This is a genomic window from Clostridium sp. AF32-12BH (genome assembly GCF_003477935.1).
In the GTDB taxonomy this organism is placed as follows: domain Bacteria; phylum Bacillota; class Clostridia; order Lachnospirales; family Lachnospiraceae; genus Brotaphodocola.
The window spans coordinates 156,272-172,384 of sequence record NZ_QUEH01000004.1 but is presented as its reverse complement, the minus strand read 5'-3'; the positions used below and the strand labels follow the sequence as shown (position 1 = coordinate 172,384).

Annotated in this window: 13 protein-coding genes; 6 read left to right on the top strand and 7 right to left on the bottom strand. The window is 49.3% G+C overall.

Annotated features, from left to right (window positions below; translation table 11 throughout):
* Window positions 1-13: 13 nt before the first annotated feature.
* Window positions 14-865 (bottom strand): endonuclease/exonuclease/phosphatase family protein, encoded by an 852-nt coding sequence (locus tag DWZ40_RS05460; protein ID WP_118541498.1) that lies wholly within the window; start codon window positions 863-865, stop codon window positions 14-16.
* 77 nt (window positions 866-942) lie between these two features.
* Window positions 943-3,348, bottom strand: a complete 2,406-nt coding sequence (locus DWZ40_RS05455; RefSeq protein WP_118541496.1) for a PTS transporter subunit IIBC — start codon at window positions 3,346-3,348, stop codon at window positions 943-945.
* A gap of 447 nt (window positions 3,349-3,795) precedes the next feature.
* Here DWZ40_RS05455 and DWZ40_RS05450 point away from each other — a divergent pair, with 447 nt between their 5' ends.
* The gene (locus DWZ40_RS05450) at window positions 3,796-4,824 is read left to right on the top strand and encodes a LacI family DNA-binding transcriptional regulator (protein ID WP_118541494.1); all 1,029 of its coding nucleotides are present in this window, start codon (window positions 3,796-3,798) and stop codon (window positions 4,822-4,824) included.
* Window positions 4,825-4,914: 90 nt separating this feature from the next.
* Window positions 4,915-5,973, top strand: coding sequence for an acyltransferase family protein (locus tag DWZ40_RS05445; protein WP_118541492.1), 1,059 nt, complete (start codon window positions 4,915-4,917; stop codon window positions 5,971-5,973).
* Between the two features lie 54 nt (window positions 5,974-6,027).
* On the opposite strand, the gene DWZ40_RS05440 is transcribed toward DWZ40_RS05445, so the two are convergent.
* A complete protein-coding gene (locus DWZ40_RS05440) occupies window positions 6,028-7,140 on the bottom strand; it encodes a hypothetical protein (RefSeq protein WP_118541491.1) in 1,113 nt (370 codons plus the stop codon).
* 372 nt (window positions 7,141-7,512) lie between these two features.
* Between DWZ40_RS05440 and aroD the strand changes: the two genes are divergently transcribed.
* On the top strand, window positions 7,513-8,280 hold the full coding sequence (gene aroD, locus DWZ40_RS05435) for a type I 3-dehydroquinate dehydratase (protein WP_118541489.1): 768 nt from the start codon (window positions 7,513-7,515) through the stop codon (window positions 8,278-8,280).
* Between the two features lie 116 nt (window positions 8,281-8,396).
* Here aroD and DWZ40_RS05430 read toward each other — a convergent pair whose 3' ends face one another.
* The gene (locus DWZ40_RS05430; protein WP_347560050.1) at window positions 8,397-9,506 is read right to left on the bottom strand and encodes a U32 family peptidase; all 1,110 of its coding nucleotides are present in this window, start codon (window positions 9,504-9,506) and stop codon (window positions 8,397-8,399) included.
* Window positions 9,507-9,533: 27 nt separating this feature from the next.
* Window positions 9,534-11,048, bottom strand: coding sequence for a hypothetical protein (locus tag DWZ40_RS05425; protein WP_118541487.1), 1,515 nt, complete (start codon window positions 11,046-11,048; stop codon window positions 9,534-9,536).
* Between the two features lie 316 nt (window positions 11,049-11,364).
* On the opposite strand from DWZ40_RS05425, the gene DWZ40_RS05420 reads away from it, so the two are divergent.
* Window positions 11,365-11,706, top strand: a complete 342-nt coding sequence (locus DWZ40_RS05420; protein WP_118541485.1) for a VOC family protein — start codon at window positions 11,365-11,367, stop codon at window positions 11,704-11,706.
* Between the two features lie 94 nt (window positions 11,707-11,800).
* On the opposite strand, the gene DWZ40_RS05415 is transcribed toward DWZ40_RS05420, so the two are convergent.
* On the bottom strand, window positions 11,801-12,316 hold the full coding sequence (locus tag DWZ40_RS05415) for a 3-isopropylmalate dehydratase small subunit (protein WP_118541483.1): 516 nt from the start codon (window positions 12,314-12,316) through the stop codon (window positions 11,801-11,803).
* A gap of 14 nt (window positions 12,317-12,330) precedes the next feature.
* On the bottom strand, window positions 12,331-13,590 hold the full coding sequence (locus DWZ40_RS05410) for a 3-isopropylmalate dehydratase large subunit (protein WP_118541481.1): 1,260 nt from the start codon (window positions 13,588-13,590) through the stop codon (window positions 12,331-12,333).
* Window positions 13,591-13,990: 400 nt separating this feature from the next.
* Between DWZ40_RS05410 and DWZ40_RS05405 the strand changes: the two genes are divergently transcribed.
* The gene (locus DWZ40_RS05405) at window positions 13,991-14,635 is read left to right on the top strand and encodes a GntR family transcriptional regulator (RefSeq protein ID WP_243035211.1); all 645 of its coding nucleotides are present in this window, start codon (window positions 13,991-13,993) and stop codon (window positions 14,633-14,635) included.
* A gap of 113 nt (window positions 14,636-14,748) precedes the next feature.
* Window positions 14,749-16,113 carry an MATE family efflux transporter gene (locus DWZ40_RS05400; protein WP_118541479.1) on the top strand — a complete coding sequence of 455 codons (1,365 nt, stop codon included), beginning with the start codon at window positions 14,749-14,751 and terminating at the stop codon, window positions 16,111-16,113.

The window sequence follows — 16,113 nt, the reverse complement described above, 5'->3', positions numbered from 1 at the left end:
AAATACTCCCTTATTATTTTGTCTCAATCATCACGCCGAAATGATCGGATACCACCGGATAAAACGTTCCATTGCAGATCACACGGCTCTGCACGACCATTTCCGGGCGGCTGCTGAACATATAATCCAGACGGCAGCTCTCCCCTTCTGCCATCCGTTCCCTCCAGCCATCGATCACATGATCCACGGTTGCGCCATCGTCTTTCTTCTGTGCCAGACAATAACTATCCAGCCAGCCGCTCTGCCGGATCAGGCTATAGCCCTCACCATGAACCGCGGACGGACTGTTAAAATCGCCAAGAAGCCAGACCCTTCCGGTTCCAGACAGTCTTCCCTGTTCCCGGAGTTTCCGGTTTAAGGTTTCCCACTGTCCGGCAAACGGATCTTCCTCATCTTCCCACCAGCCCATATGGACGGTGTAAAACCAGGTATCCGGATTCTCTTTCGTGCGGATGCCAAGCACCCGGCGGGTCTTCCAGTAATGGTAATCCGAAGACCGGCTGATCTGAAACTGATCGGTATCCGCGATCGCTCTTAAGCTAAACAATGCCATCCCTTCATCATAACGATCATAGCCAAGCTTTGCCGAGATCCAGGTCCAGGAATATGAAAGACCGCGCGCCGAAAGCAGCTTTGCCAGCCGCGCCGCATGGTTTCCCTGCCGAAGTGGAAGGGAAAAACCGCTGCAGCGCACAAATCCCGGGAACATCTCATCCGGCAGGATTTTTTCGCTGGCCAGCTGGTTGACCTCCTGCATGGCCAGGATATCCGGTTTTTCTTTGCAGATCAGGTCTGCGAAGGCACATAATTTTTCCTCATAGTGCTCCTCGATCAGACTGTGCGTATTGAGTGTGATCAGTTTCATGAATGTTTCCTCTTTTTCCTACAGAATTTGGTTCAAAAATCCTCTTGCATCGGATTTTTGACCTTTCGACCCTGGTATCACAGAATATCGTTGATATCCGACTTTAAGACATCGGCCTTCGGTCCGTAAACAGCCTGGATTCCCTGGTCTTTTTTGATCAGTCCCAGTGCGCCTTCTTTTTTCCACTCCGGCAGTTCGGCAACCTTGTCCAGATCATTTACCGTGACTCTCAGGCGGGTCATGCAGGCATCGACCAGAACAATGTTCTCTCTCCCACCGAGAAGTGCAATGATGCGCTCGGCCTGACTGCTGCCTGCTGCCCCGGTGCCATTTCCGCCGTTTTTGCCATTGCTGCTATCGGCACCGCTGTTACTTCCAGCTCCGTTTCCATTTTCCGGCAACATTCCGGCTGTATTTCCATTCTCCGGCTTATTTCCGCTGCCGCCCACAGACTTTGCGCCATCGTCAGCTGCACCTTCATCGGTATAATTGCCGAGGCGTCCCGGGGTTGCGAACTGGAATTTTCCGATCATAAAGTATGCCACAAAGTAGCCGATCACGAAAAATACCACAACGCAAATCACAAAGTTGATCAGGTCACCGCCCAAACCAGCCTTGATGGACATCGGGATACGGGTAAAAAATTCCAGGTTTCCAAAAGAATGGAGACGCAGGTGGATCACACCGGCCATAGCGAAAGCGCATCCCTGCAGTACTGCGTAAACCACATACAGCGGCAGTGCGCAGAACATAAACATAAATTCCAGCGGCTCGGTAACGCCAGTCAGGAATACTGCTAAAATCGTGGAAACAAACATGGAACGGTAATTCTGACGCTTATCCGCATCGACTCTGCGGTACATCGCCAGGGCGATTCCAAGAAGCAGACCGGTCGCACCGATCATCTGGCCGACCTTGAAGCGGGCCGGGGTCACGGTGGTAAGCAGGTTCTGGTACGCTGCCATATCACCGGAATTCTTGTAGTTAATCAGGTCGGTTGCCCATGCCAGCCACAGCGGATCCTGGCCAAACACCTGGGTTCCGGCATTGATACCGGTTGCAATGGTATAGGTTCCGCCAAAGGAAGTATAGTTCATCGGAATCGTCAGCATATGGTGCAGGCCAAACGGCAGCAGCAGACGCTCCAGGGTTCCGTAGATAAACGGGGCCAGGATTGGGGATGTGGAAGAAGAATTCGCGATCCACACACCAAACGCGTTAATGCCAGACTGTACCACCGGCCAGATCACGGCCAGGACCAGGGAAATGATCACAGACCAGGCAATGCAGACCATCGGAACAAACCGTTTTCCGTTAAAGAATGCCAGCGCATCCGGCAATTTGCGGAAATTGTAATAACGGTTGTAGATCACACCACCTGCAAAACCGGAAATGATTCCGACAAACACACCCATATTCAGAGCCGGTGCGCCAAGAACGGAAGTGAAATAACCATTTACCAGGATTTCCTGTCCAAACAGCGTATGGGTCACTGCATCCGGGTCATTTAACATCGCGGAGGTTACACCAAAAATGGAACCCGTGATCTGGTTGATCAAAATAAAAGTAATGATCGCCGCAAATGCACCGCCTGCACGCTCCTTCGCCCAGGAACCGCCGATTGCGATCGCAAACAAAATATGCAGATTGTTGATCACAGCCCAGCCGATATTTTCCATCGTGCTTCCGATCGTCATCAGGACGGACAGATCTGCCCCACCCATCTGAACCAGCTTACCAAGGCTGATCATGAAACCGGCTGCCGGCATCACCGCGATAACTGTCATCAAAACCTTGCCGAGCTTCTGAAGGAAATCGAAGTTAAAGCTTAAGGCCGGTTTCTTTTTCGGGTTCTGGCTGCTGCCAGCTGTGATTTCTGCCTGGTCTGCTGCTTCCTTTGCATTGTTTTCATTCGCCGCTTTTTTGTCTGTTGTTTTGTGGTCTGCTGAAGCTGTTGTCTGGTTTGCGTTCACTGCTTCTGCGCCTGCGGTTTTCCCAGTTGCTGCATCTGCATTTTCCCCGTTTCCTGCTTCCACCTGCATCAGCACAGTCTCCCCCGCTTTCACAGCACCCTCTGTCGGACAAAGTTTCTTGCCTTCCATGCCGCCGCACACCAGAACCGGCGTCACCGGGTTGATGTTGTGCTGTTTTAAATACTTCAGGTCAACTGCTGCCAGGCGATCTCCTGCTTTTACCTGGTCTCCCGGTTTCACAAACACCTGGAAGCAGGCACCGTTTAAATGAACCGTCTCAAGACCCACATGGATCAAAAGCTCCAGTCCCTCTGCCGTGCGCAGTCCAAATGCATGTCTGGTATCTGCCACGGAGATTACTTCTCCTTCTACCGGGCTTACAATATTTCCCTCAGACGGGATCACCGCCATGCCATCCCCAACGATTTTCTGGGCAAACACCGGATCCGGAACCTGTTCCAGCCCAACGGCTTCTCCCGTCATCGGAGAGAAAATCTTACTGCACTTCATAAAAAATCCCCCTCATCTTCTCTGGCTGCATTCCTGATCGCGTTTGCGTACGCCCTGGCACTTGCTGTCCGATTCTTCCTGCGCTTTTTCTGCCATGCGTTATTATTTGCGCAATCTATGCAACCGTTTGCATTAACTATATCCGGTTTGCACAAAGAATGCAATAACATTCTTTTATTTCGCGTGGATTCTCTGATTTTCACAACTTTTATGCTTTTGTTTTGTGCGGAATGTCCAGAAATTTTTGTTTCTATTTTTTATGCAACTTTTGCATGTATTTGCATAGTATCGTTGACTTTTTTTCTGCAATCCCGTAAAATAAGAAGCAGCATAACGGTTCAGCAGCTATGCCCACATACGTGAACTGCGGCAAAACAGCCGAACCCAAAACTGACATAACAAACACTTGAAAGAGAAACACATCTATATAGAAAGGAAGCAGCACCGATGTCCGTAACCATCAAAGATGTAGCTGCACTGGCCGGGGTATCCGCTTCTACGGTTTCCCGCACCTGCAAAGACAGTCCTTCCATCAGCGAAGAAACCAAGCAAAAAGTGCGCAGTGCCATGAAAGAGCTGGGCTATGAACCCAATTTTCAGGCCAGCAACCTTGCATCCCGCAACACGCGCACCATCGGAATCATCTTACCCGTCTCCGCACGTGAGGTTTACGAAAACTCCTTTTACCTGGAAGCGATCCGCGGTATCAGCCAGGTCTGCAACCAGCAGCAATATATCAACACCATTGTGACCGGTCAGGACGAGGACGAAGTGCTGGAAGCGGTCCGCTCCATGACACGCATCGGTCAGGCAGACGGCTTTATCCTGCTTTACTCCAGACAGAATGACCCGGTTATCGAATTTCTCCACCGGGAAAAGCTTCCCTACGTGCTCATCGGAAAAGCCTGCCAATATGCAAACCAGACCATTTACATCGACAACGACAATCTGCTCGCCGGAGACGAGGCAACCGAATACCTGTACCAGCTTGGACACCGTAAGATTGCCTACCTCGGTGTGGACAACAGCCTGATTTTCTCCGCTGACCGAAAAAATGGGTATCAGCTTGCCCTTGCACGCCATGGAATTTTACCAAAACCGGAATACTGTCTGGAACTGCCCTCCATCACGGCAGAAGGCTACACTCCGGTCCACGCATTATTAGAGTCAGCCGACCGTCCCACCGCGATCGTGGTCAGCGATGATATCCTTGCACTGACGCTGGAACGCATCTGTACGGAAACCGGACTGTCCATTCCAGAGGACCTTTCCATTCTTTCCTTTAATAATTCCCTGTTTGCGCGTCTCACCTCACCGCAGCTGACCTCGATCGATATCAATTCCTGTCAGCTCGGCATAGAAGCCGCCGGACAGATGATCAGCCATATCGAGCGCCCGGGGCTTCCAGCCACCAAGATTCTGGTACCGCACCAGCTGATCGAACGGGACAGCTGCGCATGCCCTTCCATAGACTAAAAAGCAGCAACACAGGTGCCCTGCACATGCTTACGCCAAAGCGCTGTTTCTTTGGCAGATATTTTTCTGTTACTGGGGGAAACATTACAAATGAGTACAACACGAAGAAGTGATATTGATATTGCCAAGGGCTTTGCGCTGTTTCTGGTGGTACTGGGTCATGTCGTGACCATGCACCACACCATATTCCGGTGGATCTACGCGTTCCACATGCCGGCCTTTTTCTTTCTCTCCGGCATGACCTTCCGTCCGGAAAAATATAACACCTGCATGGATTACATCAAAAAAAGAGGAAGGACTCTCATCCTTCCTTATTTTGCGATCACGCTGACCGCCCTGGCCATCTGCACTATCCGCCCGTATTATCATCTTGTACTCAACGAATACGGCTGGAAGCACATCCTGACCTGGATCTTCTACTATGGACAGCCCCAGCAGATCTATGTGGGACAGTTATGGTTCCTCCCGGCACTGTTTTTTGCCGGATTGTATGCCCTCATCTGGCTGAAGATTTTTGACCGGCGCTCCCTGACCGTGCGCTGTTACGCCCTGGTGGTTCTGGTTCTTGCAGGAACTTACATCCGCCTTGCTGATCCGCTCATTCCAGTCATGAACCGGCTTCCCTGGAAACTGGATTCCGCGCTCTGCGCAGCCGTATTTTTGATTGCCGGATACTACGCAAACCGCGAAAAGCTTCTCGAAAAAATGGAACCTTATGCCGGTTTTCTGATTCCGTTTTTTCTGGTCTTAAGCTTCTTTTTCGGTCCAAAGCTCAGCGACTATGTGAATCTTTGCGACTGCCGCTACACCGCTCCGCCATACTACTTTGCAGCTGCGTTTTCCGGCATTGCCGCACTGCTTCTTGCCGCCCGCATGGCTGCCCGTCCGGCTCTTTCGGGCAGTGTATTTTCCAGATTCTGGCAGTTTTGCGGCCGCCGTTCCATGTTGCTGTTTTCCATTCAGAGTTTCGCTTTATACTTCTTTGTGGAAGTCATTCTGCGCACGACCGGCGTGGAATTAAAACCGATGGAATGGATGCCGACAAGGCTTTCTACGTTTGCCCTGGCAGTCGCCACCTTTGCACTTATCTGCCTCATTGGATGGCCGTGGGACTATTGGAAAAGAAAGGTACATAACAAAACACGTTAAAAGCCCAAAAAACAGGCACCGCTAATCATGCGAATGCCTGTTTTTTGTAGGATTTTATAAAGTAATGCTTCCCAGTGTTTTCTTCAACTGCGCGAGTTCTTTCTCCAACGCAGCTTTCTTCTTCTGGTCTGCCTCAAACTCTGCCATTTCCCCGGTCTGTGTTTCTTCCCCTGCAAAGCTTAAAAAGCCCTGGGTAAACACGGACGGGTACTTGAACTTTTTATCTGCCTTCTCGAAATGAACCAGAAGCGTTCCATTGTCATTGGACTGGACAATACCCGTTCCATAAGTCTTATGGCTTACCGGCTTTCCAACTACATCCGGCAGATTCACCGGCTTTTCCTGCAGTTCCTTTAAGCGTGCTTCCTTTAATGCGATCTCCTGCTTCAACTTTTCCTGTGCCGCCTTGGCCTCCGCCGCTTTCGTGCGTTCTTTTCCCGGCACCTTGCGAATCTCCATACCGGCATAATAACGGTACAGACTTGCGCAATCCATGAGATCGTATACCAGAATATGAAGCTGGTCATCGTAACCGTCCAGCTCTTCTTCAAACAGATTGCTGTAAAGACCTGTCAGCTCCTCATTTTCACGGATTTCTTCCAGAACCTCATCGCACATCCGGTAGTAGCTCTCCAGAGAAAAATTCTTGCTGCCAAAATCCCCGTCAAACTCCGTGCATGCTGCCCATCCGGGAGCGGAGGCTGCGTCAAACATATAGTTTTCCTCCGGTTTCCAGAGATTCAGGTAATAAATAACATGATCCCGGTTCTGGAGATACTTCTTCGTGCCGCGCTCATAATAACGGATGCGCTCATTGATCTTATCTGCAAAGAAATCTGCGCGGTCCTGACGTTTCTGCAGATCCCCGCCGTCATCACTGAATAAAAAGCGGAAGCATTCCCGCACGTACTCCACTTCCGGTTCTCTGGCAAGCAGCATCCGGAGTCCCGCTACCGGCTGCATGGCTGCATCGTCCAGAAGATTTCCCGCTTCCTGCATCGCTTTTTCAAACATTCCGGCAAAATCAGCCGCATTCAAATTCCAAAACCGCTTAAAACACCCCACAGCGCGCCATTTATAAACCTGATCGCTGTCATCTGCCGCTTCAAGTCCTGCCAGACGACCCATGTACTGTTCCAATACTGTTTCAAAATTCTTTTTATTCATATCCCTCACCTGTCTGTAAAATTTGATATTACGGTTCACGCGCTGCGCAAACCGTAATATTTTGTTTTCTATGGATTCCCATTATATAGCAGGGAATATTCTCATTCAAGACTTGACATCTGTTTCACAATGTGCTTTCGAAACATTCGTTACTGTACATGGGTAGGAATTTTCTGAACTGAAAATTCCGTACGATACCGCTATGGCAGCAGATTTTGCCGATTCGGAATGCGAAGCATCGGCAAAATCCGTTGCTGTTTGCGCAACGCGTGAACAGCAACAAACATTCCTGTTTGCAAATACATTCCATCATTGCTATAATAGACGAAGCAGATTTACAAAAATTCAATTTACAGTTCAGGAGGGATTCCTATGAAACAACCAGTTACCGTCGGAACCATCCAGCTTGGCGATGGTATTCCGAAAATTTGTGTTCCCATTGTAGAACATACCTATGATTCCATTCTTGCTGCAGCCAAAAATGCCCTGGCGTCCTACCCGGACATTATAGAATGGCGCTGCGACCATTTTGACCAGGCAGAAGACCCGGAAGCTGCAAAGCACGTTCTTCAGGGACTTCATGAAGTCCTTGGCAGCATCCCGGTACTCTTTACGTTCCGCTCCAAAAAAGAAGGCGGCGAAAAAGAGATCTCCCCGGCATCCTACCAGCATTTGAACTGCCAGGTAGCCCAAAGCGGTCTTGCAGATCTGGTCGATGTTGAGATTTTTACCGGCGATGATGTGGTCCGCACCATCCTGGACACCGCCCACAGCGCTGGAGTCCCGGTTGTCGCTTCCAGCCACAACTTCCAGTCCACCCCGGCACAGGAAGAAATTCTCTCGATTCTTGGTAAAATGGACCAGATGGGGGCAGATGTTTTAAAGATTGCTGTTATGCCGCAGTCCCGGAAAGATGTACTGACCCTTCTTTCCGCTACCGAAGAAATGGACCGCCGTACCACACGCCCGCTCATCACCATGTCCATGGGACCAGTCGGCATGATCAGCCGCCTTTGCGGAGAAGTCTTCGGCTCTGCCCTGACCTTCGGCTCCGTTGGAAAAGCTTCCGCACCAGGACAGGTAAATGCCAACGATCTGGCCGGTGTCCTGAAACTGATCCACGAAAGTATGGGAAACTGATACAGCCTTTCTTTCATCCTTTCGCGCCAGGATCAGCAGATATGCCGCTGGTGCTTTCCTGGCAGGAATGCGAAAAGCCGCAGTTCGTTCCGTCACCCGGAACAAACTGCGGCTTTTTATGTGGCACTTTCCCGGTAATAACAGTTTCCGCTGCAGCCATGAGGAAATAATTCCGTTTTCATGTTTGTTTTGCAGGCAGAACCAGCCGATTCCTGCAAAATATCCAGCACTCTCTTCAGATTCCGGATATCCCGCTCCATAAAATCCACATAATTCCCCCGTCCGACCAGTTTCAGATGCGTGATTCCGGCTTTTTGAAGCTGATCTAATGCACAAAGACCGCAGCCAGTAGCACCACAGAGATAACCATCTTCTCCGTATGCTTCTTCGCTGTCGCAACGCTCCATTCCATCCCGCTTTTCTGTTTCCACGGTATTTATGGACATGTTTCCCGGCCGAATCGGTCCCAGACGGTACGGAACCCGGCACAGATAGCCCATCTCATCACAGTGCAAAGAATTGCAGAATGCCCCGCTGAACTGGCACAGTTCATTTAACACAAACGCCTCATATTCCAGTGTTTTTCCATCCTGTTTTCCATGCTGAATTACGGATTCCATATCCGAAAAACTGTTCTTTCTATGAAAAATCAACCGCTGTATCTGATATTCCTGAAAGGCAGAAAGCATACGGCTGTTTACTTCCCCGGTCTCGCCGCTTAAATGAATCTGACAATCGATCTGATGCTCCCGCAGATACAGGATCAATGCCGGATCTGCCACAATAAACGTCCGGTATCCGAGTCTCATACAGTTCTTTATGATCCGCGCAATCTCCGGATATTGTTCCGGCAGATAATACAGCGCATTAAAGGTCAGATGAACGGGTCTTTTGTATTTCTGGACCATGGCTGCCAAAATTTCCAGTTCCGAAAAGGCGCCAAGCTGCACATTGCTGCAGAACACTTCCCTGCGGTTTAACGACATCAGCGTTCCATACTTCCGGTTCCATTCATACGGCACATAACCGGCAAAAAACTCATCGGCACCCGCCTCACAAAACCGGATATATTCTTCGATCGAGCCAAGTCCCGCTACGATTTTCATTCTGTTTTCTGTCTCCTGATTTTCTTTTCTATGATCCTTCATTTCGCCACTGCTTTGTTCTCTTTCCGCCTCTTGCAAGCAGGCTTTCATCGGATTCCAGCCATCCATCTCTGATGCCATAAAATCCGTTTTCCATATCCGGCTGCCTTACCACCAGCAGGCCACCACCAGGCGGCTGATCCGATGACTCCTGCAATATGCCACCGTCTGCTCCCAGTCCTGGTCTGCAATGCCGGTTTGTTTCAAAATATCCGTATCCATTCCAAACAACGAGTTTCCACGCCCCACCATATGCAAATGTTCCGGATACAGATAGCCTGCTGTCTCACAAAGTCCGCCGCACGCTGTCACCAGCTGCTGTTTTCCCCTGTCCCGCTGCCGGACTCCGGCATACAGCGTACAATACTGTGACGTATTGGTCTGGTAAAAGGGCAGATGCAGATGATTCCGGGTATTTGGAAGCTTTTGGTCATAGCCACAGCTTTCCCATTCAAAACGTGTGATTCCAAAACGCTGTTCCAGACTATCCCGGTAGAACTCTGCATTCAGGCTGTTTTCTTCCAACAGCCTGTGATCTCCCATTTTGTATGCCATACGCGGATCTTTTTTCCGCTTATTCAGCAGCGTGCCAAGGCATGGTTTTAAGTATCTGGTCCGCTCTTTTAACATGTCAGCCATGGCCCAGTCATTCACTGCAATTTCCAATTCTGTCCTCTGTGAAGCACACCATGTTTCCAGTTTCTGCAAGAGCAGTTCCGTAGATTCCAGCTGTTCTTCTCTTACATACGAGAACGTAAGCGTAACTGCAAGCTTCTGTTCTTCTGCCCTTTTTAACATCGCAAACAGAACCGTTTCCTCCGGAAATAACAACGGACAAAATGCATTTCCGATGTAAATGCGGTCTGGATTTTTATGAGAAAAGCAGCGTTTTATGATCGGATTTTTCGTTTTGTAATGACGCAAAAATTCAGCAAAGTCCTGCTCCAGAAATGCCGTATACTGCGCTGGATGGTCCAGTTCCAGGGCAAGTTCCGGCTCATTTTCCGGGCTGCTTTTTCGCTTCTGCTCCTGTTCCAAGTTTCGTTGGCATTCCTGTTCCGGCTTCGTTTTTGCCTTTTCCTCCACCCCGGAGCACTCCATCACATCTCCTGTTTCCGCACATTTCTTGTTCGTTTCTGCTTCCCATTCTTTGTTTAACCCGGTCGCTTCATACCAGTTCTGCATCTGCTCCGCAAAAGAATCTGCAAACTCTTCATCTTTTTTTGCCGGATACCCCGTCAGTGTTTCCGCCAGAAGTCCATCGTCCTCCTCCAGCTTCAGCCGGATATAGCGATCATACTGCCCAAACAGCTTCCGCACTGCCTGGCGATAATCCTCCTGCGTTACAGTCACCGCATAAATATAGAAGAACTCCGTCTGGCATTCCAGCTTCCAACACGTTGCCCGGACTGTTCTCTCCTCGTACTGGTTCCATTCCATATCATAAAAAGAAAGCAAAAAATCTGTATCGATTTTTTCAATCTTTTGTACAGTCCGAAAACAAAATCCTTCCTCCGAGAGCTTTGTAATGCGGATTTCTTTTTCTTTATAAAAACCAGCCAGCAGCGCAAACGGGATCATTTCCACCGCTGATTCTGTCCAATTCCAGAGTTCCTGCTCCATTGTAATCCGTTCCTTTTCCTCTTCCGGTTTTCACTTCCGTTTTTCACTCCCGCTTACCATTTTCAATACTGTTCACGCGCATCCCATTCCCCATCGCAAACGCTCCGGGATCACAGAAGCAAAAGCCCTTTGATCACAGCATCATTATATCAAATTTTGTATGCGCCGCATATCTATTTTCTATTTGCTATTTACTTCCAAATGCGTTATCGTATTGTAAGAATCAAAATAGCGTCGACTGGCGTCTCCCGACATGAAGTGAAAAACATTCCCGGGCACGCTTGTGCGAACCACAACCAAAACAGGAGAAGATACAATGGCAAAACTCGATCATGCAGCAATCCGCACCACTTCTTATGAAGAAACACAGAAATTTTTTGAAGATGTATTTGACATGCACATGTGGCGGGAAATTGGAGAAAAACCAGCCAGAAAATGCTGGTATCAGGAAGGCATTCAGCTCTGTGAGACAAAAGAAATCTGCGCCGACGGCCAGAATGGTTACGATCACATTTCCATCGCCGTCGATTCCATCCCGGAAACCATGGAAAAGATCAAAGCTTATCCTACAACTGCCATCAACGATCACTGGTTTTCTCTTTCGAACGGAACCCGGATTGAATTAAAGCTTCTCGAAGACTGGAAACTGGGTCAATAACACATCTCAAAAAACTGACAAAGGACTGAAAATCTGCCCCACCATACATGGCGGAACCAGATTTTCGGTCCTTTCTTGTTTCATGTGCTGCTTTTTAACGCGTAGCTTTCTCTTTTTCCATCCGTGCGCGCATCAGCGGTTTGATGCCGCCAGCTTCCAGAATTTTCATAGCCTGGTCGCCAAGTTGGTCACAAGGATATACTTTTCCGGTCTTCTTCACGGTAACAGTGCCTTTCTCGATGTCCAGGGTAAGCTCCTGACCATCCGCCACTTCTTTGCTGATGCCCTTGCACACAATGAGCGGCAACCCTAAGTTAATGGAATTCCGGAAGAAAATGCGCGCGAAGGAATCTGCGATCACGGCACTTGCCCCCATATTGATCAGCGCGATCGGTGCATGCTCACGGCTGGAACCACATCCAAAATTGGTTCCGGCTACAACTATGCCGCCCTGCGGGAAATTCGCAGCAATGGTTTCATCCACGCCGCACAGACAATGACTTCCAATCTCTTTCGGATCGGTGATCGCAAGAAAACGGCCCGGATAGATCTGATCGGTATCGATGTTATTGCCTACTACAATGATATTTCCTGTAATCTGTGTTTTCATGACGGATATCCCCCTTATAAATACTTTCTCGGATCAGTAATGCAGCCATTTAAAATGCTTGCCGCAACCGTTGCCGGGCTTGCCAGATAGATTTTTGCTTCCGTGGAACCCATACGTCCCGGGAAGTTCCGGTTAGTCGTCGTAATGCAGGTCTCGCCTGCTGCCAGAATTCCCTCATGCGCACCCAGACATGCGCCGCAGCCTGGTGTCGTAATGGTCGCACCTGCTGCCATCAGACTCTGGATATAGCCTTTTTGCATGCATGTCTGCATGACTTCCGCAGAAGCCGGAACCACCACCAGTCTTGTGTACTGCGGAATGTGTTTTCCTGCCAGAATTTTCGCTGCTTCGGCAATGTCTTCTTCTCTTCCGCCGGTACAGCTCCCGATATAGCCCTGATTTAAGGTGATCGTCTCATCTTTGATCACTTCCGTAAGCGGAGCAACGTTATCGACGCTGTGCGGACATGCCAGCTGCGGCTCCAGCTCTGACACGTCAAATACATAGCTTTCTTCATACTGGAAGTCCGGATCTGTATACTGTACCTCAAACGGTCTGACTTCACGCTTGGAAACATAGTCCAGAACTGCCTGGTTCGGCTGCATGTAGGCAGTCTTTGCGCCCATCTCCACTGCCATGTTGCAGATGACCATACGGCCGGAAACGCCAAGATTCTCTACGTAGCTGCCGGTAAAATCAATTGCTTTGTATACAGCTCCGTCTGCCTTGATCTTGCCAAGAACGCTTAAAATGACATCTTTCGGATAAACGCCCTTTTTCGGCTCCCCTTCCAGACGCACTTCGATGATCTCCGGAACACGGAACCACAGCTCACCTGTCATCAGAATCGTTGCCATGTCCGTTGCACCGCAGCCAGTTCCCATGGCACCAAATGCTCCATGTGTCGTGGTGTGGCTGTCGGTTGCTACCACGATCATGCCCGGATAAATGACACCGGCTTCCGGCATTACCTGATGGCACACGCCACAGTTGGTATCAAAATGGAATTTCAGGTTGTTCTTCTTTGCAAATTCTCTCATCTCAACATGGTTTGCAGCACTCTTCATGTCCGGTGCCGGTGCGTAGTGATCGAACACAAACGCTGCGCGCTCGCTGTCCCAGACTTTCTCGCCACCCATTTCATAAAAAGAATACACGGTCTGCAGATACAGATCATTGATCTCCGCAAAATCAACCTTTGCTGTTACAATTTCCCCCGCGCTCACCTGTTCACGCCCACTGTTTTTCGCAAGAATTTTTTCAATTGCGTGCATCTTTACTCCTCCTGTGGATTGATTTATTTTCCGCAACTTCACAGATCTGCCTGATCATCACGGCTCTTGTTTTCATTTTGCATGTCGTATTTCGCATTTCATATTTTGAATATCGTATACGATATACGATTTGTAATTCAAAGATTATCACCTTCCAAATAGCTTTTCAAGCCTTTTTCCTCATTTTTCAAATCTTTGGCACTTATTCACATTTTTCAAATACCTTTTTTATGGAAAGCAACTGAATATCGTATACGATTTGTTGACACCGATTTTTCAAAATGATATCATCAAAGTAACGAATTCATTTCTGCAACCGCAAGGCAGAAAACTGTTATGGGGACCCCAAAAAGGGGCAGAAAAACAGATTTCATATAAAATAGAAAGGATCATCAGAATTATGGAAAGTATGGAACTGTTACCGGCACGTGTCCGGATCACGGCAATCTTAAAAAAAGCACTCTTTTCAGGGGAATATAAAAGCGGTGATGAACTGAGTCTCACCGATATCGCAGGAAAACTCGGTGTCAGCCGCACTCCGGTCCGGGAAGCATTTCAGGCTCTGGAAGCAGAAGGACTGATCGAACTGCGCATGAACAAGGGTGCGATCGTAAAACCGATCGATGAAAAATACATCACCGATCACTACGAGATGCGCATGCTTCTGGAATCAGAAGCCGCAGGACGTGCTGCAAAAAACGGCATGCCAGACGCTGACAAGCTGATTGAAAAGCTTGTGGATGCCCAGAAACGCATGGAATCCTTATCCGGCAGCGAATATGAAGATCTGAACTTTGAGGTACACACCGCAATCTGGACAGCTGCAGATAACCGGCGGCTTTACAAAATTCTTTCCAGTTTGTGGAACGGTCCCAGTATCGGCTTTACTTCTCCCAAACTGGATCATTACATCAAATCCACACAGGAACACATCGATATTCTGACCTATATCAAAGAGAACGATGCCAAACATGCCAGAAAGGAAATGGAACATCACATCGAGCGGAGCATGGATAATATTCTAAAAAACTTCAAATTCCGCTGAGAACGATACGACAAAAATACGGCCCCCCCATTTCCACCTTCACGATATCCACCAGGCATTCACCGCAGCACAAACGAAACGCTGCAATATAAAAAGACAGGAGTAAAAGACATATGGAACGAGACAGTGCACAGGAACAATATGACAAAATGACAAAAACGCCGGTTCACCAGCTGGTACTGCGGTTAGGACTTCCCACCACCGTCAGCATGCTGGTGACCAGCATCTACAACATGGCAGACACCTTCTTTGTCAGCCAGCTCGGAACCAGCGTCAGCGGTGCCACCGGCGTGGTATTCGCGCTGATGGCCATCATCAACGCGTTTGGATTTATGTTCGGACATGGTGCCGGAAGCAACATCAGCCGGAAGCTGGGCGGACACGACGTAGAGAGCGCACGCATATTTGCCTCCACCAGCTTCTTTTTGTCGCTGCTTGCCGGAGGCTGCATCTGTGTATTCGGCTTTCTGTTCCATGCACCGTTTATGCGGCTTTTAGGAAGCACCGATTCCATTCTTCCCCACGCCATCGAGTACAGCACCTGGATTCTCATCGCCGCCCCGGCCATGGCTTCCAGCTGTGTCATGAACAACATTCTCCGTTATGAAGGAAAAGCATTTTTCGCCATGCTCGGTCTGGCTTCCGGCGGCATTCTCAACATTTTCGGAGACATGTTTCTGATCTTCGGACTGAATCTGGGTGTGCGCGGAGCCGGTATTTCCACCGCAGTCTCCCAGTACATCAGCATGATGATCCTGATCACTCCATTCTTACGCAGAAAAGTCCAGAGCCGCATTCATATCCGGTATATCACACACAGATTCGCGGATGTGACCAATATCCTTACGACCGGTTTTCCGAGCCTGATGCGCCAGGGACTCAACAGCATTTCCGTGATGATCTTAAACTTATGCTCCGCACCATACGGCGATGCCGCGATTGCCGCGATGAGTATCGTGACAAGAATCATCATGTTCCTGTTCTGCATCGCACTCGGTATTGGCCAGGGCTTCCAGCCGGTCAGCGCATTCAACTACGGGGCAAAAAAATACAGCCGCGTACGGGAGGCATTCTGGTTCAGCATCCGAAGCAGCCTGATCGTCATGAGCATTTCTGCCCTGATCGGGATCGGCTTTTCCAGCTTTATTGTCAAATTGTTCCGTGACGACCCGTCCGTTATCTCGATCGGTACCACGGCACTGCGCATCCAGTGCCTCGCCCTCTTCTGCATGCCATTTTCCCTGTGCGGAAACATGATGTTCCAGAGTATCGGATTCAGCGGAAAAGCAACCTTCCTTTCCATGATCCGAAGCGGTCTGGTCTTTATCCCGGTTTTGTGGATCCTAAGCCACACCCTGGGACTCCTCGGCATCCAGATGGCACAGACGATCGCGGATTTCATCGCAGCCGCCATCACCATTCCTATGGTTGTGCGGTTCTTCCGGGGCATGCCGGAAGATGTGCCGGATGCACAGTAA